The sequence below is a fragment of the Micromonospora sp. H61 genome, from assembly GCF_018070325.1.
GTDB classification, from domain to species: Bacteria; Actinomycetota; Actinomycetes; order Mycobacteriales; family Micromonosporaceae; genus Micromonospora; species Micromonospora salmantinae.
In genome coordinates this window covers 1-26,405 of record NZ_JAGPXY010000083.1, presented here as the reverse complement: position 1 = coordinate 26,405, position 26,405 = coordinate 1, and the positions used below count along the sequence as shown (strand labels likewise).

At 72.7% G+C, this 26,405-nt stretch carries 27 protein-coding genes; 13 read left to right on the top strand and 14 right to left on the bottom strand.

Annotated elements, in window-relative coordinates; all coding sequences use genetic code 11:
- Nucleotides 1–24: 24 nt before the first annotated feature.
- From KBX08_RS28445 to KBX08_RS28435, 3 genes are all read right to left on the bottom strand, one after another.
- Entirely contained in the window at nucleotides 25–792 is a 768-nt protein-coding gene (locus KBX08_RS28445) for a hypothetical protein (protein WP_210786394.1), read from the bottom strand.
- A 152-nt stretch (nucleotides 793–944) separates the two neighbouring features.
- Complete coding sequence (locus KBX08_RS28440; RefSeq protein WP_210786393.1) at nucleotides 945–2,051, bottom strand: SPFH domain-containing protein; 1,107 nt, start codon at nucleotides 2,049–2,051, stop codon at nucleotides 945–947.
- Nucleotides 2,052–2,056: 5 nt separating this feature from the next.
- Nucleotides 2,057–2,530, bottom strand: a complete 474-nt coding sequence (locus KBX08_RS28435) for an NfeD family protein (protein ID WP_091403880.1) — start codon at nucleotides 2,528–2,530, stop codon at nucleotides 2,057–2,059.
- Nucleotides 2,531–2,650: 120 nt separating this feature from the next.
- Between KBX08_RS28435 and KBX08_RS28430 the strand changes: the two genes are divergently transcribed.
- Nucleotides 2,651–3,952, top strand: coding sequence for a serine hydrolase (locus KBX08_RS28430; RefSeq protein WP_210786392.1), 1,302 nt, complete (start codon nucleotides 2,651–2,653; stop codon nucleotides 3,950–3,952).
- Between the two features lie 31 nt (nucleotides 3,953–3,983).
- Here KBX08_RS28430 and KBX08_RS28425 read toward each other — a convergent pair whose 3' ends face one another.
- Nucleotides 3,984–4,796 (bottom strand): DUF3097 domain-containing protein, encoded by an 813-nt coding sequence (locus KBX08_RS28425; protein ID WP_210786391.1) that lies wholly within the window; start codon nucleotides 4,794–4,796, stop codon nucleotides 3,984–3,986.
- A gap of 173 nt (nucleotides 4,797–4,969) precedes the next feature.
- Here KBX08_RS28425 and KBX08_RS28420 point away from each other — a divergent pair, with 173 nt between their 5' ends.
- Nucleotides 4,970–5,764: a hypothetical protein gene (locus KBX08_RS28420; RefSeq protein WP_210786390.1), complete on the top strand. Its 795-nt coding sequence runs from the start codon at nucleotides 4,970–4,972 to the stop codon at nucleotides 5,762–5,764.
- A gap of 30 nt (nucleotides 5,765–5,794) precedes the next feature.
- Here the strand turns inward: KBX08_RS28420 and KBX08_RS28415 are convergent, their stop codons facing one another.
- From KBX08_RS28415 to fabG, 4 genes are all read right to left on the bottom strand, one after another.
- The gene (locus KBX08_RS28415; protein WP_210786389.1) at nucleotides 5,795–6,574 is read right to left on the bottom strand and encodes an HAD-IIA family hydrolase; all 780 of its coding nucleotides are present in this window, start codon (nucleotides 6,572–6,574) and stop codon (nucleotides 5,795–5,797) included.
- A gap of 15 nt (nucleotides 6,575–6,589) precedes the next feature.
- On the bottom strand, nucleotides 6,590–7,618 hold the full coding sequence (locus KBX08_RS28410) for a ferrochelatase (RefSeq protein WP_210786388.1): 1,029 nt from the start codon (nucleotides 7,616–7,618) through the stop codon (nucleotides 6,590–6,592).
- Nucleotides 7,619–7,718: 100 nt separating this feature from the next.
- On the bottom strand, nucleotides 7,719–8,486 hold the full coding sequence (fabI, locus tag KBX08_RS28405) for an enoyl-ACP reductase FabI (protein WP_210786387.1): 768 nt from the start codon (nucleotides 8,484–8,486) through the stop codon (nucleotides 7,719–7,721).
- A 27-nt stretch (nucleotides 8,487–8,513) separates the two neighbouring features.
- On the bottom strand, nucleotides 8,514–9,218 hold the full coding sequence (fabG, locus tag KBX08_RS28400) for a 3-oxoacyl-ACP reductase FabG (RefSeq protein ID WP_210786386.1): 705 nt from the start codon (nucleotides 9,216–9,218) through the stop codon (nucleotides 8,514–8,516).
- A gap of 155 nt (nucleotides 9,219–9,373) precedes the next feature.
- Here fabG and KBX08_RS34515 point away from each other — a divergent pair, with 155 nt between their 5' ends.
- The 5 genes from KBX08_RS34515 to KBX08_RS28375 all read left to right on the top strand — a co-directional run bounded on the left by KBX08_RS34515 (nucleotide 9,374) and on the right by KBX08_RS28375 (nucleotide 13,807).
- Entirely contained in the window at nucleotides 9,374–10,603 is a 1,230-nt protein-coding gene (locus KBX08_RS34515; protein ID WP_210786385.1) for a sensor histidine kinase, read from the top strand.
- The gene (locus KBX08_RS28390) at nucleotides 10,600–11,262 is read left to right on the top strand and encodes a response regulator transcription factor (RefSeq protein WP_196924346.1); all 663 of its coding nucleotides are present in this window, start codon (nucleotides 10,600–10,602) and stop codon (nucleotides 11,260–11,262) included. Before KBX08_RS34515 ends, KBX08_RS28390 begins: the two co-directional genes overlap by 4 nt.
- A gap of 99 nt (nucleotides 11,263–11,361) precedes the next feature.
- On the top strand, nucleotides 11,362–12,267 hold the full coding sequence (locus tag KBX08_RS28385; protein WP_210786384.1) for an alpha/beta hydrolase: 906 nt from the start codon (nucleotides 11,362–11,364) through the stop codon (nucleotides 12,265–12,267).
- Nucleotides 12,264–13,529: an acyltransferase family protein gene (locus KBX08_RS28380; protein WP_210786383.1), complete on the top strand. Its 1,266-nt coding sequence runs from the start codon at nucleotides 12,264–12,266 to the stop codon at nucleotides 13,527–13,529. The genes KBX08_RS28385 and KBX08_RS28380 overlap by 4 nt, the downstream gene beginning before the upstream one ends.
- Before the next feature lie 62 nt (nucleotides 13,530–13,591).
- Nucleotides 13,592–13,807, top strand: a complete 216-nt coding sequence (locus tag KBX08_RS28375; protein ID WP_196925116.1) for a hypothetical protein — start codon at nucleotides 13,592–13,594, stop codon at nucleotides 13,805–13,807.
- A 110-nt stretch (nucleotides 13,808–13,917) separates the two neighbouring features.
- Here KBX08_RS28375 and KBX08_RS28370 read toward each other — a convergent pair whose 3' ends face one another.
- Nucleotides 13,918–15,189: an MFS transporter gene (locus KBX08_RS28370; RefSeq protein WP_210786382.1), complete on the bottom strand. Its 1,272-nt coding sequence runs from the start codon at nucleotides 15,187–15,189 to the stop codon at nucleotides 13,918–13,920.
- 73 nt (nucleotides 15,190–15,262) lie between these two features.
- Here KBX08_RS28370 and KBX08_RS28365 point away from each other — a divergent pair, with 73 nt between their 5' ends.
- On the top strand, nucleotides 15,263–16,135 hold the full coding sequence (locus KBX08_RS28365; RefSeq protein ID WP_210786381.1) for a LysR family transcriptional regulator: 873 nt from the start codon (nucleotides 15,263–15,265) through the stop codon (nucleotides 16,133–16,135).
- A gap of 7 nt (nucleotides 16,136–16,142) precedes the next feature.
- On the opposite strand, the gene KBX08_RS28360 is transcribed toward KBX08_RS28365, so the two are convergent.
- The 3 genes from KBX08_RS28360 to KBX08_RS28350 are packed head-to-tail and all read right to left on the bottom strand — an operon-like array spanning nucleotide 16,143 to nucleotide 19,167.
- Nucleotides 16,143–17,093, bottom strand: a complete 951-nt coding sequence (locus tag KBX08_RS28360; RefSeq protein ID WP_112619645.1) for a VWA domain-containing protein — start codon at nucleotides 17,091–17,093, stop codon at nucleotides 16,143–16,145.
- On the bottom strand, nucleotides 17,090–18,091 hold the full coding sequence (locus tag KBX08_RS28355) for a DUF58 domain-containing protein (RefSeq protein WP_210786397.1): 1,002 nt from the start codon (nucleotides 18,089–18,091) through the stop codon (nucleotides 17,090–17,092). The genes KBX08_RS28360 and KBX08_RS28355 overlap by 4 nt, the downstream gene beginning before the upstream one ends.
- Nucleotides 18,070–19,167: a MoxR family ATPase gene (locus KBX08_RS28350; protein WP_210786380.1), complete on the bottom strand. Its 1,098-nt coding sequence runs from the start codon at nucleotides 19,165–19,167 to the stop codon at nucleotides 18,070–18,072. Before KBX08_RS28350 ends, KBX08_RS28355 begins: the two co-directional genes overlap by 22 nt.
- Nucleotides 19,168–19,408: 241 nt before the next feature.
- Here KBX08_RS28350 and KBX08_RS28345 point away from each other — a divergent pair, with 241 nt between their 5' ends.
- The 3 genes from KBX08_RS28345 (at nucleotide 19,409) to KBX08_RS28335 (ending at nucleotide 21,970) form a co-directional block, all read left to right on the top strand.
- Nucleotides 19,409–19,639 carry a hypothetical protein gene (locus KBX08_RS28345; protein ID WP_210786379.1) on the top strand — a complete coding sequence of 77 codons (231 nt, stop codon included), beginning with the start codon at nucleotides 19,409–19,411 and terminating at the stop codon, nucleotides 19,637–19,639.
- Nucleotides 19,640–19,881: 242 nt separating this feature from the next.
- On the top strand, nucleotides 19,882–20,415 hold the full coding sequence (locus tag KBX08_RS28340; RefSeq protein ID WP_210786396.1) for a PH domain-containing protein: 534 nt from the start codon (nucleotides 19,882–19,884) through the stop codon (nucleotides 20,413–20,415).
- A 43-nt stretch (nucleotides 20,416–20,458) separates the two neighbouring features.
- Nucleotides 20,459–21,970: a PH domain-containing protein gene (locus KBX08_RS28335; RefSeq protein WP_247670212.1), complete on the top strand. Its 1,512-nt coding sequence runs from the start codon at nucleotides 20,459–20,461 to the stop codon at nucleotides 21,968–21,970.
- A 47-nt stretch (nucleotides 21,971–22,017) separates the two neighbouring features.
- On the opposite strand, the gene KBX08_RS28330 is transcribed toward KBX08_RS28335, so the two are convergent.
- Nucleotides 22,018–23,112, bottom strand: a complete 1,095-nt coding sequence (locus KBX08_RS28330; protein WP_282102933.1) for a phosphatase PAP2 family protein — start codon at nucleotides 23,110–23,112, stop codon at nucleotides 22,018–22,020.
- 127 nt (nucleotides 23,113–23,239) lie between these two features.
- On the opposite strand from KBX08_RS28330, the gene KBX08_RS28325 reads away from it, so the two are divergent.
- Together KBX08_RS28325 and KBX08_RS28320 are read left to right on the top strand one after the other, a co-directional pair.
- Nucleotides 23,240–23,644, top strand: a complete 405-nt coding sequence (locus KBX08_RS28325; RefSeq protein WP_210786378.1) for a thioesterase family protein — start codon at nucleotides 23,240–23,242, stop codon at nucleotides 23,642–23,644.
- Entirely contained in the window at nucleotides 23,641–24,471 is an 831-nt protein-coding gene (locus tag KBX08_RS28320; protein ID WP_210786377.1) for an MBL fold metallo-hydrolase, read from the top strand. Before KBX08_RS28325 ends, KBX08_RS28320 begins: the two co-directional genes overlap by 4 nt.
- 14 nt (nucleotides 24,472–24,485) lie before the next feature.
- On the opposite strand, the gene KBX08_RS28315 is transcribed toward KBX08_RS28320, so the two are convergent.
- Complete coding sequence (locus KBX08_RS28315) at nucleotides 24,486–26,312, bottom strand: alpha-galactosidase (RefSeq protein WP_210786376.1); 1,827 nt, start codon at nucleotides 26,310–26,312, stop codon at nucleotides 24,486–24,488.
- Nucleotides 26,313–26,405: the final 93 nt, after the last annotated feature.

Below are 26,405 nucleotides of genomic sequence, written 5' to 3'. Positions count from 1 at the left end.
AGGCCGAGGCCGGGCGGGGGTGGGTTAGGGGTTGGGGGTGCTCAGGCTGGCGGTGGCGGCGTCTCTGGCGGTTTCGCGGGGCATCAGGCGGCCGGAGCGGTAGCCGATGCCGATGCCCGCGATCAGCACGAAGATCGCGCCGAAGGTCTGCAACGAGCCGATCAGGGCACCACCGAGGCCGAGCAGCGGCGCGGCGATGATCAGCATGACGCCGTCGCCGAGGCTGAAGGTGCCCGAGCGGGCCACCGCCCACCCGGTGAGGAACCAGCCCGCGCTGTAGAACGTCGCGCCGAGCAGGACCAGCGACCGCGCGGTGGCGCCGAAGACCGGCGTCTGCTCCTCGAACCCGGCGAACGGCAGCATCAGCACGGTGCCGGCGATGCTGACCAGCAGCCCGGCGGCGGCCGCCCGGCGGCTGCGGGTCGCGGCCAGCAGCCCGGTGAGGGCCAACAGCGCGAGCAGGCCGAGCCAGACCGCGGCCACCCAACCGATCAGGTACACCGCCCGGCCGTCGGCCGGATAGGGGTCGTTGCCCACCCCTCCGTCGCTGGCCATCGCCACCGCGCCGTAGAGGATGGCGTACGCGGGCAGCAGCCAGACCGCCGCCCGTGCGAACCGACGTACCGACCAGGCCCAACTGGCGTTCGTGGCGGGGGCGCCCGGGGTCGGCTCGCCGACGAAGGGCAGTACGCCGAACCCGCCACCGCTGCGCCGGGAGCCCAGCGGGGCGACCGGGTCGTGTGCGCCGGGCACCGGGGCCGAGGACCACATCCGATTCGCCGGATCCTTCATGCGTCACCTCGCTCGTCGTCGAGCGGTGCACCGACGCGCCGGGGCGCCCCGATTGCCTGGTCACCACCCGTCCTAGGACCGATCGTGGCAGGCGTCGGAGCGCCCCATGAGTCTTTCTCGTATTTAGCCGACCGGGCGGCCGGCGTACCGGATCAGCCGCGCTCGCGCTGGTCGGCCGGGTCCTCGGTCAGGCTGGCCGGAGACACCGGCTCCGGTGCGGGCAGCCCCTGCGGCTTGTTGCCGCCGGTGGCCTGCGCCTCGGCGACGCGTACCTCGTCGTGGATCTGCTGGGCGGCGTCCGCCGCGGCCTGCGCCGCCTCCGCGGCCTCGCGCTCCACCTGGCTCGCGTGTTCGGCCGCCTCCGGAGCGGGCAGATCCCCCACCATCTGGCTCAGCCCACCGAGCGCGCCACCCATCCCCTCCAGGGCCTTGGTCAGCTCGGCCGGGACGATCCAGACCTTGTTGGCGCTGCCCTGGGCGATCTGCGGCAGAGCCTGCAGGTACTGGTAGGCCAGCACCTTCTGGCTCGGGTTGGCCTGGTGGATCGCGTCGAAGACCGTACGGATCGCCTTGGCCTGACCCTCGGCCTGCAGGATCCGGGCCTGCCGGTCACCGTCGGCCCGCAGCACCGCCGACTGCTTGTCACCCTCGGCGGTGAGGATCACCGACTGCTTGTGCCCCTCGGCGGTGAGGATCGCCGCGCGACGGTCCCGCTCGGCGCGCATCTGCTTCTCCATCGAGTCGCGGATGCTGGCCGGCGGCTCGATCGCCTTGATCTCGACCCGGGTCACCTTGATGCCCCAGCGCCCGGTGGTCTCGTCCAGCACACCCGAGAGGTGCCTGTTGATCTCGTCCCGGCTGGTCAGCGCGCGCTCCAGATCGAGCGAACCGATCACGTTACGCAACGTGGTGACGGTCAGCTGCTCGATGGCCTGGAGGAAGCTGGAGATCTCGTAGGTCGCCCGGACCGAGTCGACCACCTTGAAGTAGAGGACCGTGTCGATCGAGACCACCAGGTTGTCCGAGGTGATCACCGGCTGCGGCGGGAAGCTGACCACCTGCTCCCGCATGTCGACCTTGGTACGGACCGCGTCGACGAAGGGCACCAGCAGGTTGAGGCCGGGGCTGAGGGTGCGCTTGTACTTGCCGAGCCGTTCCACCACGTCCTGGCGTTGCTGCGGCACGATCCGCACCGCCTTGGCCAGCGTTATCACGGCGATCAATGCCACCGCGATCACCACCACCCCGATTAAGGTCATCCCGTTCACCCTCTCGATTCCGGCAGCTCGCCGGCGGAAGAAACATCGTCCTGCCACACCAGGGCGGTAGCGCCCCGGACCTTTATCACCCGAACCCGTTGACCGGGGTCGTAGACCTGTGTCGTGTCGTACGACCGGGCGCTCCACAACTCACCGTCGATCTTGACGAGACCCTGCTCGGCGTCCACCCGTTCCAGCACCAGCGCCGTGGAGCCCTCGATCGCCTCCACGCCGAACGGCTGCTCGCCGCTCTCCAGCGCCGAGCGGCTGTGCCGCCGGATGACCGGTCGGACCACCACCAGGCTCAACGCCGACACCACAGCGAAGACCAGCGCCTGCACGGCGACCGGCGCGCCCAGGGCGGCCGCACCGGCGGCGGCGAACGCACCGGCCCCGAACATGATCAGAAATAGCGTCGTCGTGAAAATCTCGGCGACGGCCAGCAGCACACCCAAAACGATCCACACCACGGCGTCCACCCCCCGATCGTGACACGCAAATGCACGCGCGGCCTCCCCGCGAAGATCAGTAGGCTCTGCGAGACCCTTTCCGGCCCGTCAAAACACCACAAATCGGCGGCCCGACCCGAGGAGATCCCGTTGATCCTGCTACCCGAGACCGCCCGACAGATCGACACCCGGGTCGCCCGGGCACAGGCCGACGGTCACACCCCGTCGCTGGTGCTGGGCGTGGTCCGCGACGGCACGCTGGCGCATGTGGCCGTCGCCGGCGATCACCCCCGCCCGGATGTCGACCTGCAGTACCGGGTGGGCTCGATCAGCAAGACGATGACCGCCACCCTGATCATGCAGTTGCGCGACGCCGGCCGACTGGCCCTGGACGACCGGCTGGAGCAGCACCTGCCGGGCACCGGTGTGGGCGCGCTCACAGTGCGCCAACTGCTCGGCCACGCCAGCGGCATCCAACGCGAACCCGGGGGCGACTGGTGGGAGCGGACGGCCGGCGTCGACCTGGCCACCCTGCTCGCCGAGGTCGACGCCGACAAGATCGCTTACCCGCCGCACCGCGCGTACCACTACTCCAACCTGGCGTACGGACTGCTCGGCGGGTTGCTCGAACGGCTCACCGGGACACACTGGGCCGACCTGCTCGACGAACGGGTCCTCACCCCGCTGGGCCTGCGCCGCACCACCTACGCCGCCACCGAGCCCTACGCCCGCGGCTACGTCGTCCACCCCTGGCACGGCACGTTGCGCGAGGAACCCCGCACCGACACCGGCGCCATGGCCCCCGCCGGGCAGCTCTGGTCGACGATCGAGGACCTGGGCCGCTGGGCCGCGTTCCTGGCCGACCCCGACCCGTCGGTGCTGGCCGCCGAGACGCTGACCGAGATGTGTGCCCCCGTGGTGATCAGCGACCCCGACTCCTGGACCGGCGGGCACGGCCTGGGGCTGGAGCTCTACCGCGACGGCGAGCGCGTGTACGTCGGGCACGGCGGCTCGATGCCCGGGTACGTGGCCGCCCTCGTGGTGCACCGGCCCACCCGCACCGCGGTGGTGGGCTTCGCCAACTCGTACGGCTTCCCGATCACCGGACTCGGCCGTCAACTGCTGACCACGGTGCTGGACGCCGAGCCGGCGTTCCCGCAGCCGTGGCGGCCGGCCCCCGCCGCCCCGGGTGCCGAATTGGCCGAGCTGACCGGCCGCTGGTGGTGGATGGGCACTCCGCTGGACCTGAGCTGGGACGCGGGTGACCTGGTGGCCCACGTACGCGGTGAGCGGGTGAGCCGGTTCACCGCCGAGGGGACGGACCGCTGGCGGGGACGGTCCGGCCCGGAGAACGGCGAGATCCTGTCGGTGCTGCGCGACGACGACGGACGGGCTCGGGCGGTCGACATCGCCACGTTCGTCTTCACGCGCAGCCCGGACGAGGTTCCCTGACCCATGCCGGGCGGACCGGAGGACCAGGCGGTCAGGCCGGCTCGGTGACGAAGTCGATGAGGCGTTCCATGGCGTTGATCAGAGGGGTCTCCACGTCGGCGAAGCTGTTCACCCGGGACAGGATGTGCCGCCACATGTCGGCCGGCTCGGCCACCCCGAGAGCCGCGCAGACCCCCTCCTTCCAGGGCCGCCCCGGCGGCACCACCGGCCAGGCCGCGATGCCCAACGCGGCCGGCTTGACCGCCTGCCACACGTCCACGTAGGGGTGCCCGGTCACCAGCACGTACGGCGAGTTCACCCGGGCGACGATCCGGCTCTCCTTGCTGCCCGGCACCAGGTGGTCGACGAGCACGCCGAGTCGTCGGGTCGGGCCGGGGCCGAAGTCGCGTACCTCGGCGTCGAGGGCGTCGATGCCGTCCAACGGCTCGACCACCACGCCCTCGATCCGTAGATCGTCGCCCCAGATCCGCTCGACCAGCGCGGCGTCGTGGATGCCCTCCACCCAGATTCGGCTGGCCTTCGCCACCTGGGCCCGCACATTGTCCACGGCGACCGAACCGGACGCGGTCCGCCGCCGGGTCGCCGGCACCGCGGCGCGGGTCGGGCGGCGCAGCGTCACCGGGCTGCCGTCGAGCAGGAACGCCGCCGGCAGCAACGGGAAGTTGCGCCGCTTACCGTGCCGGTCCTCCAACACCACAGCGCCGGCCTCGAAGCCCACCACCGCTCCGCAGAACCCGGAATCGGCATCCTCGACCACGAGATCCGGTTCGGCGTCCACCTCGGGGGTGACCTTGCGCCGTCGCCAGTCGCCCGCCAACACGTCCTCGCCGTATCGCCCCGCCATGTCGATCACGCTAAACCCAGCCCGCGCCCACCCCGGCCCCCGACACACCGCCCCGCGCTCTGACCGCCGACTACAGGGGGCGGGGATTGGGGCGAACAGGGCAGTTGGGGGCAGGCCGGGCGACCGGAGCGGCAGCCGAGACAGGGCCGGTCGTGACCACGTACCCTTTCGGCATGTCCACCCCCGCAACGGGCGCGGCCACACTCGCGCCGCGCCGGTCCAGCCGGTTCGTTGCCTGGGTGCGCGCGTGGCGCGCCGGGTTGGTGCCCTACGACGAGGTCGCCGACGCCATCGCCGGCGACGAGGAACACCTCGTTGCGGACGCCCCGGGCACCTGGACCGACGTCCCGCTGGGCGCCGCGCTGCCCACCCTGGCCAAGCTCTCCCCGGACGAGATCCGCCTGGTGCTGCCCGCGCCGGGCGACCCGAGGGGTTTGCCCGGCCCCGGCGACTTCGCCGGTGCGGCGCTGGTCACGGGCGAGGCGGTGGTCGCCGGCGGGCTCGGGCTGATCCCCCAGGTGCGGCTGCACACCTCCGGCTCCGGGGACTGTTTCGAGACGGTGCTCTGGCGGGTCTACCCGCTGCCGGCCAACGCCGCCGCCGCGTCACTCTCGTTGCCTGGCGCCGCCGAGGCGGAGGCCGAGTTGGCCGCCGCGCTGGCCGAGACGACCGCCGTGCTGACCCGCCTCGACGTCGCCCAGTGGCGGCCCGAGCTGGCCGGTGCGCTGGCCGCACTCCGCCGCCCGGACGGCGCCACCGATCTCCCACCGGGCTTCGACCCGCGGGCCCGCCGACTCTTCGCCCGGGCCGCGGTGCTCGACCGGGTGCTGGCGTTGGCCGGGCACGCCGCCCCGGGCGGAGCGATCAACAACTACGAGGCGCAGCAACGGGACGCGGCACTTCGCCCCCTGACCGCCGCCTGCCGGCAGGCGCTGGTGGCCGCCTGCAACGCCCCCCTGCGCCCCTGACCGGAGGGCGCCACAGCACCGCCACGAGCATCAGATCTCGTCGAGCAGGTCCGCTACCGAGTTGATGATGCGGGACGGGCGGTACGGGTAGCGCTCCGCCTCGGTGCGGCTGCTGATCCCGGTGAGCACCAGGATCGTCTCCAGCCCAGCCTCCAGGCCGCACAGGATGTCGGTGTCCATCCGGTCACCGATCATCGCGGTGCTCTCCGAGTGCGCGTTGATGGTGTTGAGCGCCGAGCGCATCATCATCGGGTTGGGCTTGCCGACGAAGTACGGCTCCACCCCGGTCGCCTTGGAGATCATGGCGGCGACCGAGCCGGCGGCGGGTAGCGCGCCCTCCACGGACGGGCCGGTCACGTCGGGGTTGGTGCAGATGAACCGGGCGCCGTCGTTGATCAGGCGGACCGCCTTGGTGATCGCCTCGAAGCTGTAGGTGCGGGTCTCGCCGAGCACCACGTAGTCGGGGGCGAAGTCGGTCAGCACGTAGCCGACGGCGTGCAGCGCCGTGGTCAGCCCGGCCTCACCGATGACGTACGCGGTGCCACCCGGCCGCTGGTCGGCGAGGAACTGGCCGGTGGCCAGGGCGGAGGACCAGATCGACTCCTCCGGCACGTCCAGCCCCATCCGGCTGAGCCGGGCCGTCAGGTCCCGCGGGGTGTAGATCGAGTTGTTGGTCAGCACCAGGAACGGCTTGCCGGAGGCGCGCATCCGGTTGATGAACTCCGGTGCGCCGGGCACCGGCTGGCCTTCGTGCACCAGCACGCCGTCCATGTCGGTCAGCCAACTCTGCACGGGCTTACGGTCCTGCATGATGATCCTCAGAGGTCAGGGTCGACGGGTCGGTACGCAACAGACGGTGGCGCAGGTGTCCCACATGGGCAGCTCGCCCAGGCGGCGGCGCAGCTGCGCGCCGTCCGGGTCGGTTCGCTCGGTGACCAGCTCACGAACCATGGTCACGAAACGCGGGTCGGTGCCCGGCGTGCCGGCCCGGACGAAGTCCAGGCCGAGCTGCTTCGCCGTCTCCAGCGCTTCGGTGTCCAGGTCCCACACGACCTCCAGGTGATCGGAGACGAACCCGATCGGGCTGACCACCACACCGGTGGTGCCGCCCTGCGCGAGGGCGGCCAGGTGGTCGTTGATGTCCGGTTCCAGCCACGGCACCTGCGGCGGGCCGGAGCGGCTCTGCCAGACCAGGTCGTACCCCAGGTCGGGTGCGGCGGCCGCGGCGACGAGCCGGGCGGTCTCGTGCAGCTGCGCCTCGTACCGGCCGCCGTGCGGGCCGGCGTTCGCCGCCATGGAGTTGGGGATGGAGTGGGCGGTGAAGACCAGCCGGGTGGTGTCCCGCTTCGCCGGGTCGAGCTGGCCCAGCGCCGCCCGGACCGCGTCGACGTGCGGCTCGACGAAGCCGGGGTGGTCCCAGAACTGACGCAGCTTCTCGATCACCGGGGCGTCCGGGCCGACGGCGGCGCGGGCGGCGGCGATGTCCTCCTGGTACTGCCGGCAGGACGAGTAGCCGCCGTACGCGCTGGTGACGAAGGCCAACGCCCGGGTGACCCCGTCGTCGCGCATCTGGGTCACGGTGTCGGCGAGCATCGGGTCCCAGTTGCGGTTGCCCCAGTAGATGGGCAGGTCGACACCGTGCGCGGCGAAGTCGGCGCGGACGGCGGCCAGCAGGTCCCGGCACTGCTGGTTGATCGGGGACACCCCACCGAAGTGCTGGTAGTGCTCGGCGACCTCGACCAGTCGTTCGGGAGGCACACCCCGGCCCCGGGTCACGTTCTGCAGGAACGGCATCACGTCCTCGGGCCGTTCGGGCCCGCCGAAGGACACCAGCACCACCGCGTCGTACGACATGGGGTCATTCTTGCCCCTCGGCCGGGACGTCCCGGCGACGCCCCCTGGTCCGGACGCGTAGATCACGCGGACGGTGACCGGGGGGCGTCGGGGTGAAGCGTCAGGAGCCGATGGCGTGGTAGCCGCCGTCGACGTGGACGATCTCGCCGGTGGTGGCCGGGAACCAGTCGGAGAGCAGCGCCAGGCAGGCCCGCGCGGCGGGCTCCTGGTCGGTGAGGCTCCAGCCCAGCGGGGCACGCTCGGCCCAGGCCTCCTCGAACTGGTCGAAGCCGGGGATCGACTTCGCGGCGATGGTGCGCAGCGGCCCGGCGGCGACCAGGTTGCTGCGGATGCCCTGCTTGCCCAGGTGCAGCGCCAGGTAGCGGGACGCGGACTCCAGGCCGGCCTTGGCCACGCCCATCCAGTCGTAGACCGGCCACGCCTTCGTCGCGTCGAAGGTCAGGCCGACCACCGCGCCGCCGGGCGACATCAGCGGCAGCGCCGCCATGGCCAGCGACTTGTACGAGAAGGTGGAGACGTGCAGGGCGGTCGCCACGTCCTCCCAGGGCGCGTCGAGGAAGCCGCCACCGAGGCAGCTCTGCGGGGCGAAGCCGATCGAGTGCACGACACCGTCGAGGCCGTCGACGTGCTCGCGTACCCGGTCGGCGAGGCCGGCCAGGTGCTCGGTGTTGGTGACGTCCACCTCGATGACCGGCGCCGGCTCGGGGAGCCGCTTGGCGATCCGTTCGACCAGGGAGAGCCGGCCGTAGCCGGTGAGCACGACCTGCGCGCCGTTCTCCTGAGCGAGCTTCGCCACCGAGAAGGCGATCGAGGCGTCGGTGATGACACCGGTGACGAGCAGTCGCTTACCGGCGAGCAGTCCGGACATCGCTGATTTCCTCCGTAGTCAAAAGGGTTAGTGGCCCATGCCGAGGCCGCCGTCGACCGGGATGACGGCGCCGGAGACGTACCCGGCGCTGTCCGAGGCCAGCCAGGTGACCACGGCGGCGACCTCGTCCGGGCTGGCCATCCGGCCGGCCGGGATGGACTTGAGGATCTCCGCCTTGCGGTCGCCGGTGAGGCCGGCGGTCATGTCGGTGTCGATGAAGCCGGGCGCCACCACGTTCGCGGTGATGTTGCGGCTGCCCAGCTCCCGGGTGATCGAGCGGGCGACGCCGACGAGGCCGGCCTTGCTGGCGGCGTAGTTGACCTGCCCGGCGCCGCCGGCGAGGCCGACCACCGAGGAGATGAAGATCATGCGGCCCCACTTGGCGCGGAGCATCTTGCCGGAGGCCCGCTTCGCGACCCGGAACGCACCGGTGAGGTTGGTGTCCACCACGTCGGTGAACTGCTCCTCGGACATCCGCAGCAGCAGCGTGTCGGCGGTCATGCCGGCGTTGGCGACCAGCACCTCGACCGGCCCCAGCTCGGCCTCGACGGCGGCGAACGCGGCGTCGATCGAGGCGGCGTCGGTGACGTCGGCGCGGACGCCGAACAACCCGTCGGGTGCCTCGCCGCTACGGTGGGTGACCGCCACTCGGTCGCCCTGCTTGGCGAAGGCCTGCGCGATGGCCAGGCCGATCCCTCGGTTACCCCCGGTCACCAGCACGGTTCGGGCCACTGTTCCCCCTTGCGAATGGTCAGCACGGACGCGTCGGAGCCTAGGCGTTACCGGCAGGTAAGCGCTAACGGGAGTCGCGTCACACTGGGGTACCACACCGGGATCAACCCCTGGTGGCACGCCTCGTGGCGGGGTCGGCCCGTAGCCTCCGGGTGGTGAACCGGCATCCGATCGCGGTGGCCCTGAGGGCCCTTCGGCAGACAGTGCTCGGCCCGGACGCCCGGCCCGAGCGGCCGCTGCTGGCCCGTTGGCCGGGGCCGGCCCGCTACGCCGCGCCGGTCGGCCTGCTCGCCGCGCTGGGTATCTTCCTGATCACGCTGACGGTGGAGAGCGAATGGGGGCTGCCGACACCGATCGCGATGCTCTTCGCGGCGATGACTGTGGCGCCGCTGCTGGCGCTGCCCCGGCGTCCCCTGCTGGCCTGGCGGCTGACGGTGCTGGCCCTGCTGATCTGCACGTTCAACGCCCCGGCCGACCAGGCCTGGCCGTGGACCCCGCCGCTGGCGCTCGGGTCGATCGCGGTGCTGGCGGTGGTCGTCGCACGGGTCGACCGGCCGGTGCTGGCCTGGGTGGTGACGATCAGCACGGTGCCGGTGCTCACCCTGGTCCACCCCGACAACCGGGTCCCCGTCCTGCTGCTGCTCGGCGCGCTGGCGATCGTCGGCGACCTGATCCGCCGCAACCGGCTGTCCCGGCACGCGCTGGCGGCGCAGGCCGAGCTGAGCGAACGGGAGCAGGAGCGCCGCGCGGTGCTGGAGGAGCGCACCCGGATCGCCCGGGAGCTGCATGACGTGGTGGCCCACCACATGTCGCTGATAGCGGTGCAGGCGGAGACCGCCCCGTACCGGCTGACGGACGTGCCGGCCCCGGCAGCCGCGGAGTTCGTCGCCATCGCCGCGTCGGCCCGCGACGCGCTCACCGACATGCGGCGGCTGTTGGGGGTGCTGCGCAGCGAGACGACCGGGCCGCAGACCGCGCCGCAGCCGGACCTCACCGACCTGGGCGCGATGGTGGACGCGGCACGCCGGGCCGGGCTGCCGGTGACAGTGGACGCCGAGCCGGTGGAGGACGGGCGGGTGCCCGCGCCGGTCGGGCTGGCCGCGTACCGCATCGTGCAGGAGGGCCTGGCCAACGCGGCCCGCCACGCGGCCGGCGCCGCGGTGCGGGTCACCGTCCGCGTCGGCCGGTCTGGTCTGGGGGTACGCGTCGAAAACTCCCCGGTCGACGTCCGACCGACCCCCGACGGCGGCTCCGGGCACGGGCTGACCGGCATGCGGGAACGGGCCACCTCGCTGGGCGGTACGTTCACCGCCGGGCCGCTGCCCGCCGGGGGTTACGCGGTGGTGGCCGAGTTGCCGTACGACGTGGAGGGCGGGGACCGATGATCCGGGTGCTGATCGCCGACGACCAGGCGATGGTCCGACAGGGTTTCGGCGCGCTGCTCGCCGCCCAACCGGATCTGCTGGTGGTGGGGGACGCCGCCGACGGCGCGCAGGCGGTGGCCGCCGCCCGCCACCTCGACCCGGACGTGGTGCTGATGGACGTGCGGATGCCGGTCATGGACGGGCTGGAGGCCACCCGCAAGCTGCTCGGTGACCGGTCGGCGCAGCGCCCCAGGGTGCTCATCCTCACCACCTTCGACCTGGACGACTACGTGTACGAGGCGCTGCGCGCCGGGGCCAGCGGGTTCCTGCTCAAGGACGCCCCGGCGGCCGACCTGGTGCAGGCGGTGCGGGTGGTGGCGGCCGGGGACGCGCTACTCGCCCCGGGTGTCACCCGTCGGTTGATCGCCGAGTTCGCGGCCCGTCCGGACCGCCGCCGCCCACGCCCCACCGACCTGGCCGGGCTCACCCCCCGCGAGACCGAGGTGCTGCGGTTGATCGCCCGGGGTCGCAACAACGCGGAGATCGCGGGTGACCTGGTGGTGGCCGAGCAGACGGTGAAGACGCACGTCGGGCGGATCCTGGCCAAGCTGGGTCTGCGTGACCGGGCCCAGGCAGTGGTGCTGGCGTACGAGACGGGTCTGGTGGCCGCCGGCGAGTAGCCCTGTGGAGCCAGCCCGGGAACGGCTCTGCGGGACGACGACCGGGCCTCGCCCCTGGGCGCACTCTCCCTCCGGACGACATTCCGGAGGGAGAACGTGATGCGACGACGAGGTGCCAGCCGGGTGGCGATGGCCGCGCTGCTCGGCGCGAACCTGGTCCTGCCGACCCGAGCCGAGCCGGCCACTGTGGCGGGGTTCGTCGAGGCGTACCCAGTGATGGCGGCGGCGATGCGCGCGGCCGGCCCCCCGTACGCGGACTGGGTGGCCGACGGACGCCGGTTCCTGCTGTTCGACGGGCGTGGTGACGGCCGAGCGGTCGAGGTGTTCGGCGACCTCGCCGACGCGGACCGGATCGCGGTGCTGGTGCCGGGGGTCGGCAGCACCCTCGCCGACTTCGACAGGGGGCTGGGCGGGGTGGCCCGGCGGGCGCCGGCGGTGCAGGCCGGGCAGCTCTACCGGGAGCTGCGGGCGACCGACCCGACGGCGCGGGTCGCGGTGCTGGCCTGGCTCGGCTACGACCCGCCCGACGGGGTGTTGACCGCCGCCGGTGGCGTCAGCGCACGGCGCGGCGCGGCCGGGCTGGCCAGGCTGCTGAGGGAGTTGGCCGGGCGGCGTCCAGCGGCGGCGATCACGCTGGTCGGGCACAGCTACGGGTCGTTGGTGGTGTCGCTGGCGGCGGCGCAGGCCCCGGCCCAGGTCACCGACGTGGTCAGCCTCGGCGGCGTCGGCGCCGGGGTGCAGCGCGCCGACGACCTGCCCGGCGGGCGGCGGTTCTGGGCGGCGGAGGCGCCGACCGACTGGATCCGTCGGGTACCGCCGGTGCGGCTGCCGGGCCTGGGTTTCGGCCGGCGACCCGGCGATCCGGCGTTCGGCGCCCGCCCCCTGCCGGTGGGTGGGGTGGCGGGGCACGACGGCTACCTCGCGCCGGGCAGCGCCGCGCTGGTCGCGGTGGCGGCGGTCGTGCTGGGCGGCGTCGACACCGATCGGATCGGGGAGGCCCGATGAGCCGGGACCGTGCCGTCGACGCGCTCCGGGCGTACGCCGTCGGCGGTGTGGTGCTGGGGCACTGGTTGGTCACCGGGTTGGTGTTGGCCGGCGACGGCGGGCTGCACCAGGCCAGTCCGCTGACCGCCCTGCCCGATCTGGCCCCGGTGACCTGGGTGTTGCAGACGCTCGGGTTGTTCTTCTTCACCGCCGGGTTCGGCTCGGCCCGGTCGCTGGCCCGCTACCCGGGCGGTGCGTGCGGTTGGCTGGCCGGTCGGCTGCGCCGCCTGCTGCTGCCCACCGTGGCGCTGCTCGGTGTTGGTGCCGCCGTGCTGCTCACCGCCACCGTCGTCGGCACCTCGGACGACACGCTCGCCGTCGCGCTGCGGCTGGCGGTCAGCCCGCTGTGGTTCCTGCTACCGCTGGTGATCCTGGTCGCGGTGACCGGCCCGCTGCGCGTCGCCGTACGCCGGTGGGGGGTGGCGCGGTGCGGTGCGCCGGCGGTGGCCGTGGTGGCCGCTGTCGACCTGGCCGTCCGTCTGCTGCCGGCCGGCACCGACCTGCCCCCGGTCACCGTGCTGGCGGCCTGGTCGGTGCCGTACCTGCTGGGTGTGGCGCACGCCGAGGGGTGGCTGGACGGGCGGCGGGCGGGCGGCACACTGGCGGCCGGTGGGGCGGTCGCGCTGGCGGCGCTGCTGGCGCTCGGCTACCCGGCGAGCGCGGTCGGCGTGCCCGGGGCGGGGGTGTCCAACCTGAACCCGCCGTCGCTGCTGGTCGTGGCGCTGGCGGTGACCCAGGTCGGGCTGGGGCTGCTCGCCCGGCCGGCACTGCACCGGCTGGTGACCCGGCCGCTGCCGGGCCGAGCGGTGACCGATGTGAACCGGTCCGCCGTCCGGATCTACCTGTGGCACCAGCCGGTACTGGTGGCGGTGACCGCGCTCACCGCCCGCAGCGGGCTGGCCCTGCCCGGTCTGCACACCGCCCCGGACGGCCCGGGGTGGGTGCTGGCGCGCTGCTGCTGGCTGCCGCTGCTCGCCGTGGTGCTGGTCACCGTGGTGCGGGTGGGGCAGCCGATGTCGTTCCGCCGAGGCGTACGCGCTGGTGGCGAGCGGCGTCGCCAACCGGGCGGTGGAGGGGTCTCCGGCCGGTCGGCCGAGTGCGTTCCGCCGGCACCGCAGGTGTACGATCATCGACGTTCCGGCCCGCCCGACTTGCAGGAGGTGATCGCTGTGCGAGATAGCGATCCTCCCAGTCGTGGCCGGGCCGATGGTCAGTCCCGCTGAGCCACGACTCAGTCTGGTGAGCTGACCCCGCTCCGCTCCCCACCACGTCGGCAACTGCCGAGGTGAGTGTGCCGCGCCGCCCGATCCCGGGCGGTCGCCGGGAGCCGCCCGGTCACGACTTCGTGTGCGCGTCCCCACCCCCTGCGGTCCGCCCCCGCACGCGGACCGTCCAGCCGCCACCCGGAGCCGTCATGAGCCGCTACGTCGCCCCGCTGGGCTTCACCCTCGCCGCCGTCTGGGTGGCCATCGTCTTCGTGCTCGCCGGTGGCGGTCACTGACCGTCGCTCGTCCGAGGTTGTCGGTTGCCGGCGTGGGTGCGCCGCAACCGCCATCGAAGCGTAGAAGTTGGTCACCGACACGAAGCGCCGGGAGTATCTGGACCGCCTGCTCACCCACGACTCCTGCGCGCGATTGCCCACCTGGGGCGAATCGTGGCAGGAGGTGTCCCGTCGCCGCGGGCGCCTGCTCGGCTGACCCGTAACGGTGCGGGAATCCGCCAGGGCCCGGCGAGGAGCGCGACGCCGATCTGCGCGACGCCAGCGACGACCAGCGTTGTTCCCGTGCCGAGCAGGCCGATGATCGTTCCGCCGGCGAGCAGGCCGAGCGACACAGCCCCGTCGTGCACCAGGCTCTCTGCGGCGAAGGCCGCTCGTCGTTCCGCGCCGTCGGTGCGGACACTGATCAACCGGTTCACCGCCGCGATACCGAGAGGCATGGCGAAGCCGCCGACCGCCGCCAGGTAGGCGATCGACGCCAGCGACGCGGTGAACAGCGGCAGAACCATGAAGGTCGCACCGAGAACGACCCAACCGGCGGCGATGGTCGCCAGTGGCGGCAGCCGGGGTACGAGCATCGGCGCGAGCAGTGCGCCGACGACGGAGCCCGCACCGTACCCGGTCATACCGGCCGCGATGAGTAGGCCCGGCCGACCTGTCTCGGCGCCGAGGATCGCCAGGCCGAGCGTGAAGGCGAACCAGGCGAGCCCTCCGACCCCACCCATGACCACAGCGCGACGCACATCGGGATGTCGGGACAGGACGTGTCGCAGGGCAGGAGCGTCGCCCGTTGCCCCACCCGGGGCGGCGGGGGCGCGGCCCCGTACGGTCAGCAGCGCGACCACACCAATCCCGACGCCGAGCGCCTCGGCCCAGAGCAGCCGGAACGGACCGTCAAGCGTGATCGCCCAGCCGGCTAGCGGCGGTGCCAGGATCATAGTGGCGCGATGGGCGAAGTCCTGCCAGGCGAGCATCCGGGCGGCGAGTTCGGTGCCCAGTCCGTCGCAGATGTCGGCGAGCAACGCCCGCTGGGCCGGGCCGCTGAGCGCGGTGCCACAGCCGGTGATCAGGCCCGCGGCGATCAGGTGGATCGGGCCGACGGTGCCGAGCACGGCGCCGACAGGCACTACCAACAGCCCGATCACCTGGACGGCGAGCACGCCGGCCAGCGCACGGCCGGTGGTGAGCCGCTGCCGGATGCGGCGAGCCCACCAGGCCGAGGTGAGCATGGGTAACCCGACCGCCCCGCCGACCAGCCCGGTGGCCCAGGTGGAGTCGGTCTCGGCGAGCGCCACGAGGGGCAGCGCGAGGGCTGTCGTACGCTGCCCCATCCAGGTCAGGAATGTCGTCGTCAGCATGACGGCGATGTCACGTCGAGCGGTCATGGAACCAATCCTGATCTTGCCTGGCACCGTCGGGTAGATCGCGGATCGGCGGAGTAGCTCATAACCTTGGCTTATGAACTCATCGCCATCGGTCGAGGACCTTCGGCTCGTCGAGGCGCTCGCTCGACACGGCTCGCTCGGAGCGGCGGGGCGGGAACTGCTGATCAGCCAGCCGGCCGCCAGCAACCGGCTGGCGGCGCTGGAACGGCGGATCGGCGAACGGCTCTTCGATCGGGACACCACCGGGGCGCGGCCCACCCCGGCCGGCAGGGCCCTCGCGGCAGAGGCGGCACACGTCCTCGCCCATCTGGCAGAGATCTTCGATCGCACCCGGGTGGCAGCGCACACCGGGACGCTCACGATCGGCACCTTCGGCAGCCTCGCCCCCTGGCTGTTTCCGGCGCTGGAGGAGTTGCTGGCCGGAAGAAACGTGCACCAGGTCACCGACCATGGCGACCGACTGGTCGACTGGGTCGGCGAGGGCTCACTGGATGCGGCCTTCGTCGCGATCGCCAATCAGATGCGGCTGCCCGGCACCGTGAGCGCGCTGCCCATCGGCGCCGACAGGCTGGCCGTACTCACCCCGCCGGACGTGACGCTCCATGCCGGACGTCGGCCGTTCGCCGGACTCGACGTCATCGCGTACACCTACGACCTGTCCACGGCTGCGCTGCACCGGCGGCTCTCCGAACTGGGTGCTCGACCACGCGCGGCAGCCACCGCCGAAACAGCCGTACGAATGGGCCGTCTGCTGCGGTGCCCGGTCGTCCTGCCCCGGGGAATGGGCCTCGCCTACGCCGAACCGCAGGAACGGGTCGGGGCCGTAGCGGTGGCGGGTCGGCTCATACTTCACCTGGTTACCCGCCGGCCCACGCCACCCGTCCTGGCCCGCGCCGCGCTCAGCCTGCCCGCCCGCCTGGCCTTGGACCCATTGATGAAACCCTGAGCCGGCTTCAGAGCATCCGGGACGACCAGAGCAGACTGAACGCTCCCGCACAGAGCGCCAGCAGCAACGCCACCCCGGCGTACCACTGGGTCACCTCACGCGGCTCGGTGCGGAACCCGATCGAGCTGCCCATGTCCTGGTAGACCTGCTTCAACTCGCTCACCGAGGCCGCCTCGTAGAAGTAACCCTCGGTGGTCTCGGCCAGCTCGGCGAGGGCCATCCGGTCCACCGGCACCCGCTGCAACTGCCCGCCGATGTCGACCTGCCCGGTGTCGGTGCCGAAGGCGATGGTGGAGACCGGAACGTTCGCGGCCTGCGCGGCTGCCGCCGCCTCCTCCACCGCCCGACCGGAGGTCCGGAAACCGTCGGAGAGCAGCACGATCCGTGCCGGCGGAATGCCCGCCGCGCCGTCGGTCGGCACCGACCGGATCGCCTCCAGGCAGGTGAACACCGCCTCGCCGGTCGCTGTCGCCTCGGCCAGCACCAGCCCGTCGATGGCACTGGTCACCGCGTCCCGGTCCTTGCCCGGCGGCACCAGCACGTTGGCCGCCTTGGCGAACGACACGAGGCCCAGGTTGTAGCTCTCCGGCAGCTCACTGACGAACTGCTTGGCCGCCTCCTGGGCCGCCTCCAGCCGGTTCGGCGCCACGTCGTCGGCCTGCATCGACAACGACACGTCGATGGCGAGCATCACTGTGGCCCGCTCCAGCGGCTCCTTGGTGTCCACGGCGGGACGGGCCAGCGCGGTGGCCAGCACCAGCAGGCAGAGCAGGAACGCGGTCGCCGGGACGTGCCGACGCCAGCCCAGGCCCTTCGGCGCGACAGTACGCAGCAGGTCCACATTGGTGAACCGCATCGCGTACGCCCGGCGGTGCAACTGCCGCCAGACGTAGAACGCGGCGAGGGCGAAGACCGGCAGCACAGCCAGCAGCCACCACGGTTGCAGAAAACGGATCATCGTGTCGTCCCCCTGGTACGCGCGTGCCGCTGCGCGGCCACGAATCGCACCATGTCCAGCAGCCAGTCTCGGTCGGTACGCAGACGCAGGTGGGCCGCGCCGGCGCCGCGCAGGGCGGCGGCGATGGTGGCCCGTTGGGCGGTGGCGGCCTCGGCGTAGCGCTGCCGCAGCCGCGGGTCGGCGGTCTGCACCTCGTGCAGCTCGCCGCTCTCCGGGTCGACCACCGGCAACACTCCCACGTCAGGCAGCTCCAGCTCACGCGGGTCGACCACCTCGATCGCCAGCACGTCGTGGCGGACGCGCAGCTTGCGCATCGGCCGCGCCCACTGCTCGGCGGGCGCGAGGAAGTCCGAGACCACCACTGCCACCCCGCGACGGCGGGGCGGACGGTTGAGCATCTCGATCAGGGCGCCCAGATCACCACGGCCGGGCTGGATGGCGGTGCCGGCGACGGCACGCAGCAGGCCCTGCGCCTCCTTGCGCCCGGAGCGCGCCGGCAGCCGGGTGAGCACCCCGGGCCCGGCCGGCGGTGGTCCGCCCCGCCAGCGTCGGGCCGGGGCGGACGCCCCGCCGCCGGTGCCGATCACGGCGCCGATCCGGTTACCCCCGCGCACGGTCAGGTGGGTGATGGCGGCCGCGGCGGCCACCACCACCTCCCGTTTGAGCCACTGACCTGTCCCGAAGTCCAGGCTGGCGGAGAGGTCCAGCGCGAGCCAGGTCTCCAACTCCCGGTCGGCGACCGTACGCCGCACGTGCGGTGTGGTGGTCCGGGCCGTGACCGGCCAGTCCATCCGGCGCACGTCGTCGCCGGGGCGGTACTCCCGGGACTCTCCCGCCTCACTGCCCGGTCCGGGCAGCAGGCCGGCGTAGTCGCCCTGGAGCAGACCGTCGAGCTTGCGGGTGACGAGCAGCTGAAGCCGGGACAGCACGGCCTCGCTACGGTCGGCGAGGGGAGCCGGACGAGGGGTGGGTGAGGTCACGGGCGCTGCCCGGGCCAGCCAGCGCCCGGCGGCGGCGCGATCGACGGCGGGGTGGCCTGCTGCCGGGGAGCGACCGCCGGGAGCGGGATCGTCGACATCACCCGCTGCACGATGTGGTCGGCGGGTACGTCGTCGGCGAGCGCGTCGTAGCTGAGCACCAACCGGTGCCGAAGGATGTCGGGCGCGATGTCCTGCACGTCCTGCGGCAGCGCGTAGTCACGCCCGCGCAGCAGCGCCAGGGCGCGGGTGGCCCGGACCAGACCCAGCGAGGCGCGCGGGCTGGCCCCGTACTGGATCAGTTGCGCGACGTCGGGCATGCCGTGCTCGGCCGGGGCCCGGGTGGCCAGCACCAACCGCACCGCGTAGTCGACCAGGGCGTTGTGGACGAAGACCTGGTCCGCCTTGCGTTGCAGGGCGATCAGCTCCGGGGTGTCGAACACCGCGGTCGGCTCGGGCGCGGTCACGCCCATCCGGTAGACGATCTCCCGTTCCTCGGCGTCGGTCGGGTAGCCCACCACGATCTTCATGAGGAACCGGTCCCGCTGCGCCTCCGGCAGCGGGTAGACGCCCTCCTGCTCGATCGGGTTCTGGGTGGCCATCACCAGGAACGGGTCCGGCACCCGGTGGCTTTCCCCACCGATGGACACCTGCCGCTCGCTCATGACCTCCAGCAGCGCGGACTGCACCTTCGCCGGCGCCCGGTTGATCTCGTCGGCGAGCAGGAAGTTGACGAAGACCGGGCCCAGCTCGACGTCGAACTTCTCGCTCGACTGCCGGTAGATCCGGGTGCCCATGATGTCGGCGGGCACCAGGTCCGGAGTGAACTGGACCCGGGCGAAGGACCCACCGACGACCTTGGCGAGGGTCTCCACCGCCAGGGTCTTGGCCACCCCGGGCACGCCTTCGAGCAGGCAGTGACCGCGGGCGAGTAGCGCGACGAACATCCGCTCCACCATCCGGTCCTGCCCGACGATCACACGTTTGATCTCGAACAGGCCCTTCTCCAGCAGGGTGGCGTCCTGCGCGGGTGTGGTCACCGGGGCGGGTGCCGCTCCGTTCGGCGTCGGGGCGTCGGGCATGGTCGGCTGGGCCACCGGTCCTCCACAGCGTTTGTCGGTCGTCGCGGCTCGTGCGGTATCAAGACTCGCACGCCTTGCTGAGTGTCGAGGTGGGGAGAAGCCGATTTTGACCGCGCCGTCCCCGGCGGCCGAATCACGCATCGAGGGTGTGCACGGACCGGCCCGCCGCGTGTACGATTCACCCCGTCGCCGGGCGACTCCCCCCGTGGTCGCCCGGCGCTCAAGCTCTCCGTCCCGCCGCCCTAGACTGGCCGGGATGAGCATCCCCTCCCCCGCCGACGAGGCCCTGGTCTGTTCGGCCCGGGGCTGCCGGTCCGCCGCCGTCTGGGTGCTGGAGTGGAACAATCCCCGTCTGCACGACGCCGATCGGCGCAAGACCTGGCTGGCCTGCGCCGCGCACCGGGGCAGCCTCGGTGACTTCCTCGACGCTCGAGGCTTCCTGCGTGCCGTCACTCCGGTGCCCGGATCGCCTACGCTCGACCTGTGAGCGGCGACCCTCCGGCTTCCCCCGGCCCCACCTCCCCGTCCTGGCCGCCCACCCCGGCCACCGCACCACCCGGCGTCGACCCGCCGCCCGGCGCGTTTCCGGCACCCGGCACGCTCGGCCCGGAGCCCACCGCGCCGGACGCCTCGACGCCCGCCCCGCTGCCACCGGGCGCGCTGCCGCCCGGTCACCGGCCGGCACCCGCCGCCGACCAGCGCGCTCCCGACCTACCGCCCCCCGGCCTCCTGCCGCCCGAGCCCGGCGCGCTGCTGACGGCTGCGCCGGGTGGTCGGGGTCCACTGGAGCCCTGGCCGGACACTGTCAACTGGCAGCCGATCTCCACCGATCTGATCTGGGTGGAGCTGATCCGGCTGGCGATCGTGGTCGCCATCGGGCTGGCGGTGACCGGGGTCGGCTGGGCGCTCAGCGGTCACTCGTTGTTCGGGCTCGCCGTGGCCGTCGTGCTGGTGTTCGGCGCGTGGCGGGCCGTCGCGATCGTCCGCGCGGTCCGGGCCTGGGGGTATGCCGAGCGGGAGAACGACCTGCTGGTCCGGCACGGGTTGCTGGTCCGTCGACTCTCCATCGTGCCGTACTCGCGGATGCAGTTCGTCGACGTGAGCGCCGGGCCGTTGGAGCGCGCCTTCGACCTGGCCACAGTGCAGTTGCACACCGCGGCGGCCGCGAGCGACGCCCGGGTGCCCGGACTGCGTCCGGCGGAGGCTTCCCGGCTGCGCGATCGACTCACAGCGCTCGGCGAGGACCGGGCGGAGGGGCTGTGAGCACCCGCGCGCGCAGCCGCCGACCGCGCCGAGGGCCGCTCCGATGAGCGACGGGCCAGCCGAGCCGAGCACCGTGCCGCCCACCGGCCCGACGCCACCGGGGCCGGTGCTGCCCGCTGGCGCGGCACCCGCTGGCGCGGCACCGCCTGGGCCGGTGCCAACTGGCGCGGCACCTGACGGGCCGGTGCCGCCCGGCACGCCCGCGCCGTGGCCGGCACCACCGGGCGGCGGCGAGGGCGAACCCCGGCAGCGACTGCACCCGCTCAGCCCGGTGCTGCACGGCGCCAAGTCCCTGGTCGTGGTGATCGCCGGGCTGTCCTGGTCGACGCTCTCGCGCGTGGGATTCGGCTGGTTCGCCGCCATGGTGGCGGTGCTGGCGCTCGGCGCGACAGTGCTGTCGGTGATCAGCTGGTACAACACCGGCTACCACGTCGTCGGCCGGGAACTACGGGTGTACGAGGGGCTGCTCTGGCGGCGTACCCGGGCCATCCCGTTGGAACGGTTGCAGGCCGTGGAAGTGGTCCGACCGCTGCTCGCCCAGCTCACCGGCCTGGCCGAGCTGCGCCTGGAAGTGGTCGGCGGAGGCAAGGCCGAGGCGCCACTGGCGTACCTCGGGGTGGCCGACGCGGCGCTGCTGCGCGAGCGTCTGCTGGCGCTGGCCGGGCGGGTGGCGCAGCAGCCCGCGCCCGGCGACGCGGCGGCCCCGGTGGCCCCGGGTGCGACGGCGCCACCGGCGGCCGTACCGGGCCGGCCACTGCACGCGGTACGCAACCAGAACCTGCTGATCAGCCAACTGCTCACCCCGCAGGCGTTCCTGCTCCCGTTCGGTGTGGCCTTCGTCGTGGTGCAGTTCCTCACCGCGGGTTCGTGGTCGTTCGTCGCGGTGGCGAGCACCCTGACCGCGATGGCGGGTGTGCTGCTGCAACCGATCCGCCGGGTCCTCGACGACTGGAACTTCCGGCTGGCCCGCGACGGCGCCACGCTGCGGGTGCACAACGGCCTGCTGGAGACGCGGGCGCAGACCGTGCCGCTGGAGCGGGTGCAGACCGTGCGGGCCACCTGGCCGTTGCTGTGGCGGATGAAGGGCTGGCTGCGGTTGCGGCTGGAGGTGGCCGGTTACTCCGTCGCGGAGGCCGACGACCGCAACCGGCCCGACCGGCTGCTGCCGGTCGGCGACCTGCCGACGGCGACGATGATCGTCGCCGAGGTGCTTCCGGGGGTACGCCTCGACGCGCTCACGCTGAGCCCGCCGCCGCGCCGGACCCGTTGGCTGCACCCGCTGGGCCGTGCCGCGTTCGGCGCGGGCCTGTTCGAGCGGGTGTTCGCCACCCGGTCCGGACGGCTCACCCGACAGTTGGTGATCGTGCCGTACGCCCGGATCCAGAGCGTGCGAGTGGTCCAGGGGCCCATCCAGCGCCGTCTCGGCTTGGCCACCGTCCACGCGGACACCGCGGGCGGCTCCGGCGCCACCGCCCAGGACCGCGACCTGGCAGAGGCCTGGGCCCTGGCAGCCGACCTGACCACAAGAGCCCACCAAGCCCGCACCCAACCCTGACCCCCACCCCACCCCACCCCCACCCCGTCCGGGCCCGGGCCGGGGGGTTAGTGGTCGGCGGGGACTGCGGGGTGGGTGGTGGTGTCTGGTTCCCGTGGCGTTGGGGGCTCGGGTTGGCCGGGCGGGGGATCGGTGGGGTCCGTGGGGTCGGCGGGCTGCTCCGTGGGCCGTGCCGCCTTGGCGCTCGGGTGGCGGGCCCGCCACGCCGTCCAGCCGCGCTCCGCCAGACCGACCACCAGGAAGGTCAGACCCACGTAGGCCCAGCCGACCAGCACGTCGATCACGTAGTGCTCACCCGAGTAGACCAGGGTGAAGGTCATCGCCAGCGGGTACGCGAGCAGCAGCGGCCACCAGCGACGACGGGTGGCGGTCAGGAAGAACAACACCACGAACAACGCCCACGCGGTGTGCAGCGACGGCATCGCGGCGACCGGGTTGGAGGCGATCTGACCGGCGTTGAGGACGTTTCCGGCACCGTGCATGCCGAACGCCTTCCAACCCCGGGTCGAGATCCGGGCGACCTCGGTGAGCAGGCCGTTCTGCGCCGCCCACCAGGGCGGGGCGGCCGGGTAGATGAAGTAGGTGACCAGGCCGGCCGCGCAGAGGAAACCCCACCGCCTCATGTACGCGGCCCAGCGGTGCCGGTCGCGCAGCCAGAGCACCGCGGCGGCGGCAAGCGCCACCACGAAGTGGGAGAAGTACACCCAACTCGCCGCGACATCCCACCAGTGCACCTGCGGGTGGTAGAAGTGCTGCTGCAACCAGACGGTGGGCACCTCACCGCCGGTGGCCCAGCCGAACATGAACTGGTCGGCGACGATCAGCTCCATCGCGTGCGGCGTGGCCCCGTTGTCGGCGAACCCGCGCGAGAGGTTGTAGATCACGAACAGCAGCACCACCGGCACCCAGTCCCGGGCGAAGCGCAGGTGGCTACGCCACGGCCGTTCGCTGTTCCATGCGATGGTCGCCAGCCAGATCCAGACGAAGGCGTACGCCGGGTCGGTGGGCAGCCCGATGGCCAGCCACGCGGCGACGAAGGCGACCGCCCAGACGGTCATGGCGACGACGCGCCGACGACCCCCGTCCGGGGACGCGGGCGGGTCGGTCCGGGCGGGGGGCTGGGGGTCAGTCACGACGGCCATCGGGGTCAAGGTTAACGACGGGTACGGCATCGACCGACGGGGACCACCCGTTGGCCGTCGGGGGTGGTGGCGCCCGGATCGTCGGGCGCGTGTTCGACGCGTCCGGCGAGCACCTAGGCTGACGACCATGCAGGAGCAGCCCGAGCCGGCCTTCGCGCCGGGTCTGACCGCCCAGGTCGAGTTGACCGTCACCGACGCGGACACCGCCCAGGCGGTCGGTTCCGGGGACGTACCGGTGCTGGGCACTCCCCGGGTGCTGGCGCTGGCTGAGGCGGCCACCGTCGCGGCGACGGCGACCGGGATGCCGCCCGGTACGACGACAGTAGGCACCCGGGTCGAGTTGGAGCACCTCGCGCCGACAGTGGTCGGCCGGACGGTCCGCGCGCAGGCGCTGCTGGCGACCGTCGACGGTCGCCGGCTGTCGTTCGAGGTCACTGTCAGCGACGGCGACCAGACGGTGGCCCGGGGCCGGGTGGACCGGATCCTGGTCGACCGGGGACGCTTCGTCGAACGGGCTGGGCGGGCGTCGTGAACGGCGGTTTCGTCGAGGTCGCCGACCGGGTGCACGTGCTGGCCGAACCGCTGCTGCGGGTCAACGTCACACTGGTCGTCGGCGACGACGAGGCGCTACTGGTGGACACGCTCTCCTCGGCCGCCCAGGCCACCGAGCTGGCCGCGGCAGTCCGGGCGGTCACCGACCGTCCGTTGACGCTGGTCAACACCCACCACCACTACGACCACTGCTTCGGCAACGCCGTCCTGGCCGGCGACCCACCCCGCCCGGTGTACGCGCACGAACTGGCCGCCACCGCCCTGCGCGAAGAGCCGGAGCGGCTGCGCCGGGAGGCGTACGAGGAGTTGCGCACGGAGCACCCGGCGCTCGCCGCCGAGCTGGCCGACACCCCGCTGCTCGCCCCGACGCACACAGTGCACGTCGAGACTGTCCTCGACCTGGGCGGTCGACGGGTGCTGCTGCGCCACCCGGGGCGGGGGCACACCGAGGCCGACCTGGTGGTGCACGTGCCGGACGCCGACGTGTTGGTGGTCGGAGACCTGGTGGAGCAGAGCGGCCCGCCAGCCTTCGAGGACTCGTACCCCTTGCAGTGGCCGGACGCGGTCGCGGACCTGCTGCGACTCACCACCGCGCGCACTGTGGTGATCCCGGGCCACGGCGACCTGGTGGACGTCGACTTCGTCCGGGCCCAGCACGCGGAGCTGGCGAAGCTGGCCTGGCTGATCCGGGCCGCGCACACCGGCAGCGCCCCGCCGGAGCGGGTGGCCGCCGAGGCCCCCTTCGGGGCCCGCCCGGCCCTGGTCGCGGCCCACCGCGGCTACCTGGAACTGACCGGCACGGCCTGACCCACCCAGCGCGGCTACACCTGGGTACGCCTCCACTGCTGGTGGGTACCGGTGCCACACGTCCACTGCGCCAGGCGGGCACCGTCGGTGGTGGCGGCGTTGAGCACCTCCAGGCACTTGCCGCTGTGCCGGGCGACGAGCTGCACGTACCCCGAGCCGAGATCCTGTACGCGCCACTGCTGGTTGGTGCCGCCGTTGCAGCTCCACTGGATCACGCGGACCCCGTCGGCGGTAGCGGTCGCGCCGCCGTACACGTCGAGGCACTTGCCGCTGTGCACGCTGACCACCGTCTGGTAACCGCCACCCGCGTCCTGGAAGCGCCACCGCTGGTTGGGCTGACCGTTCGCGGCCCACTGCACCATCTCCGCGCCGTCGGTGGTCGCGTTGTTGTAGACGTCCAGCAGCTTGCCGCTGTGCCGCGCGGCGAGGGTGTACGTGCTCGGCACCGGCACCGTGGTGTCCGGGGTCAGCCGGTACAGCCCCGCTCCGTGGGCCGGGAGCGACCGGGTGAGGGTGCCGGTCACCGTGCCGAGGGCCGCGCCGGACCACAGGTCGGTCACGGCGGCCGACCCGATCCCGAGGTCGGCGAGGTTCACCGACACCTGCGCCGCGCTGCCGTCCCGGTTGAACAGGGCGACGTACCGATCGTTGCTGCCCGGCACGTCGGCGATCCACACCTGCCGGCTGCCGCCGTAGAGCTGACGGTTGTTGGTGCTGTTTTGGTTGACCCCGGTGACCGCGGCGTTGGTCATCAGCGCCAACTCCGCGGCGCGGTTCTCGACCAGGTTGCCGCCCCACATCAGCGGCGCCCGGTTGATCGCCCAGAGCGACATCAGGCTGCGCTGCTCGTCGGGGGTCAGGTTGGAGTACCGCGGCGAGCCGACCGGCCCGTACTTGGAGAGCCGGCCGATGGGGATCATGTCGGCGTCGGGCCAGGCGCCGGTGGCGCGGTACGGGGTCCAGTTGCGCAGTTGGTCGAAGAGCGCGTCCACCGACGACCAGTTGTCCCACAGATCGTTGACGATCCGCCACATGTGCGCGTTGGCCTGGACGTGTGCGCCGCTGGCCAGCGAGGTCGGGCCGGGTGACAGGCTCAGCACCATCGGGCGGCCGCTGCGCTGGATGGCCAGTCGGTATCCCTCGACCTCCGACTGCCGGTACGTCGGGGCGGCGATGTCGTCCACCTTCACGTAGTCGACCCCCCAGGACGCCAGCAACTGGAACATCGAGTCCAGGTAGGTCTGGGCGCAGGGGTTGGACATGTTCAGGCCCCACATCAGGTTGAGCCAGTTCGCGGTGGTGGTGTTGTTGATCTGGTTGGCGCGGCAGGTGGTGCCGAGGATCGGGACGTTGTCGGCGACCGCCTGGCGGGGAATGCCTCGCATCAGGTGGACGCCGAACTTCAGCCCCTTCGCGTGGACGTAGTCGGCGAGCGGCTTGAACCCGTTCTCACCGGCGGCGGAGGGGAACCTGGTGGTGTCCGGCAGCAGCCGTCCGTTGGCGTCCATCCGGAGCCGGGGTTGCAGGTTCGCGTCCTGGTTGGGGCTGTTGTTGTGCCGACCGGGGTAGTACCAGGCCCAGTCGATCACCACGTACTCCCAGCCGAACTGCCGCAGGTTGGTGCCCATGTAGTCGGCGTTGGCCCGGACGTCGGCCTCGGTGACGCTCCAGTTGAACGAGTCGTAGCTGTTCCACCCCATCGGCGGGGTGTCGGCCACCCCGTTGTCCCACGCGACCGCCCGCTGCGGCGGGTCGGCGACGACCATCCCGGCAGCCACGAGAAGCACGACCAGTACTGCCGCGACGCGGCGGAACGCCAGAGGTACCAGAACCACCCGCATCAGAGCCTCCCCGACGGCACTCACGTTTCCATCGTGCATCGTCGATGTTAACGCTCACAAAACCCCCAGGTCAACCCACACGCGACCCCCACC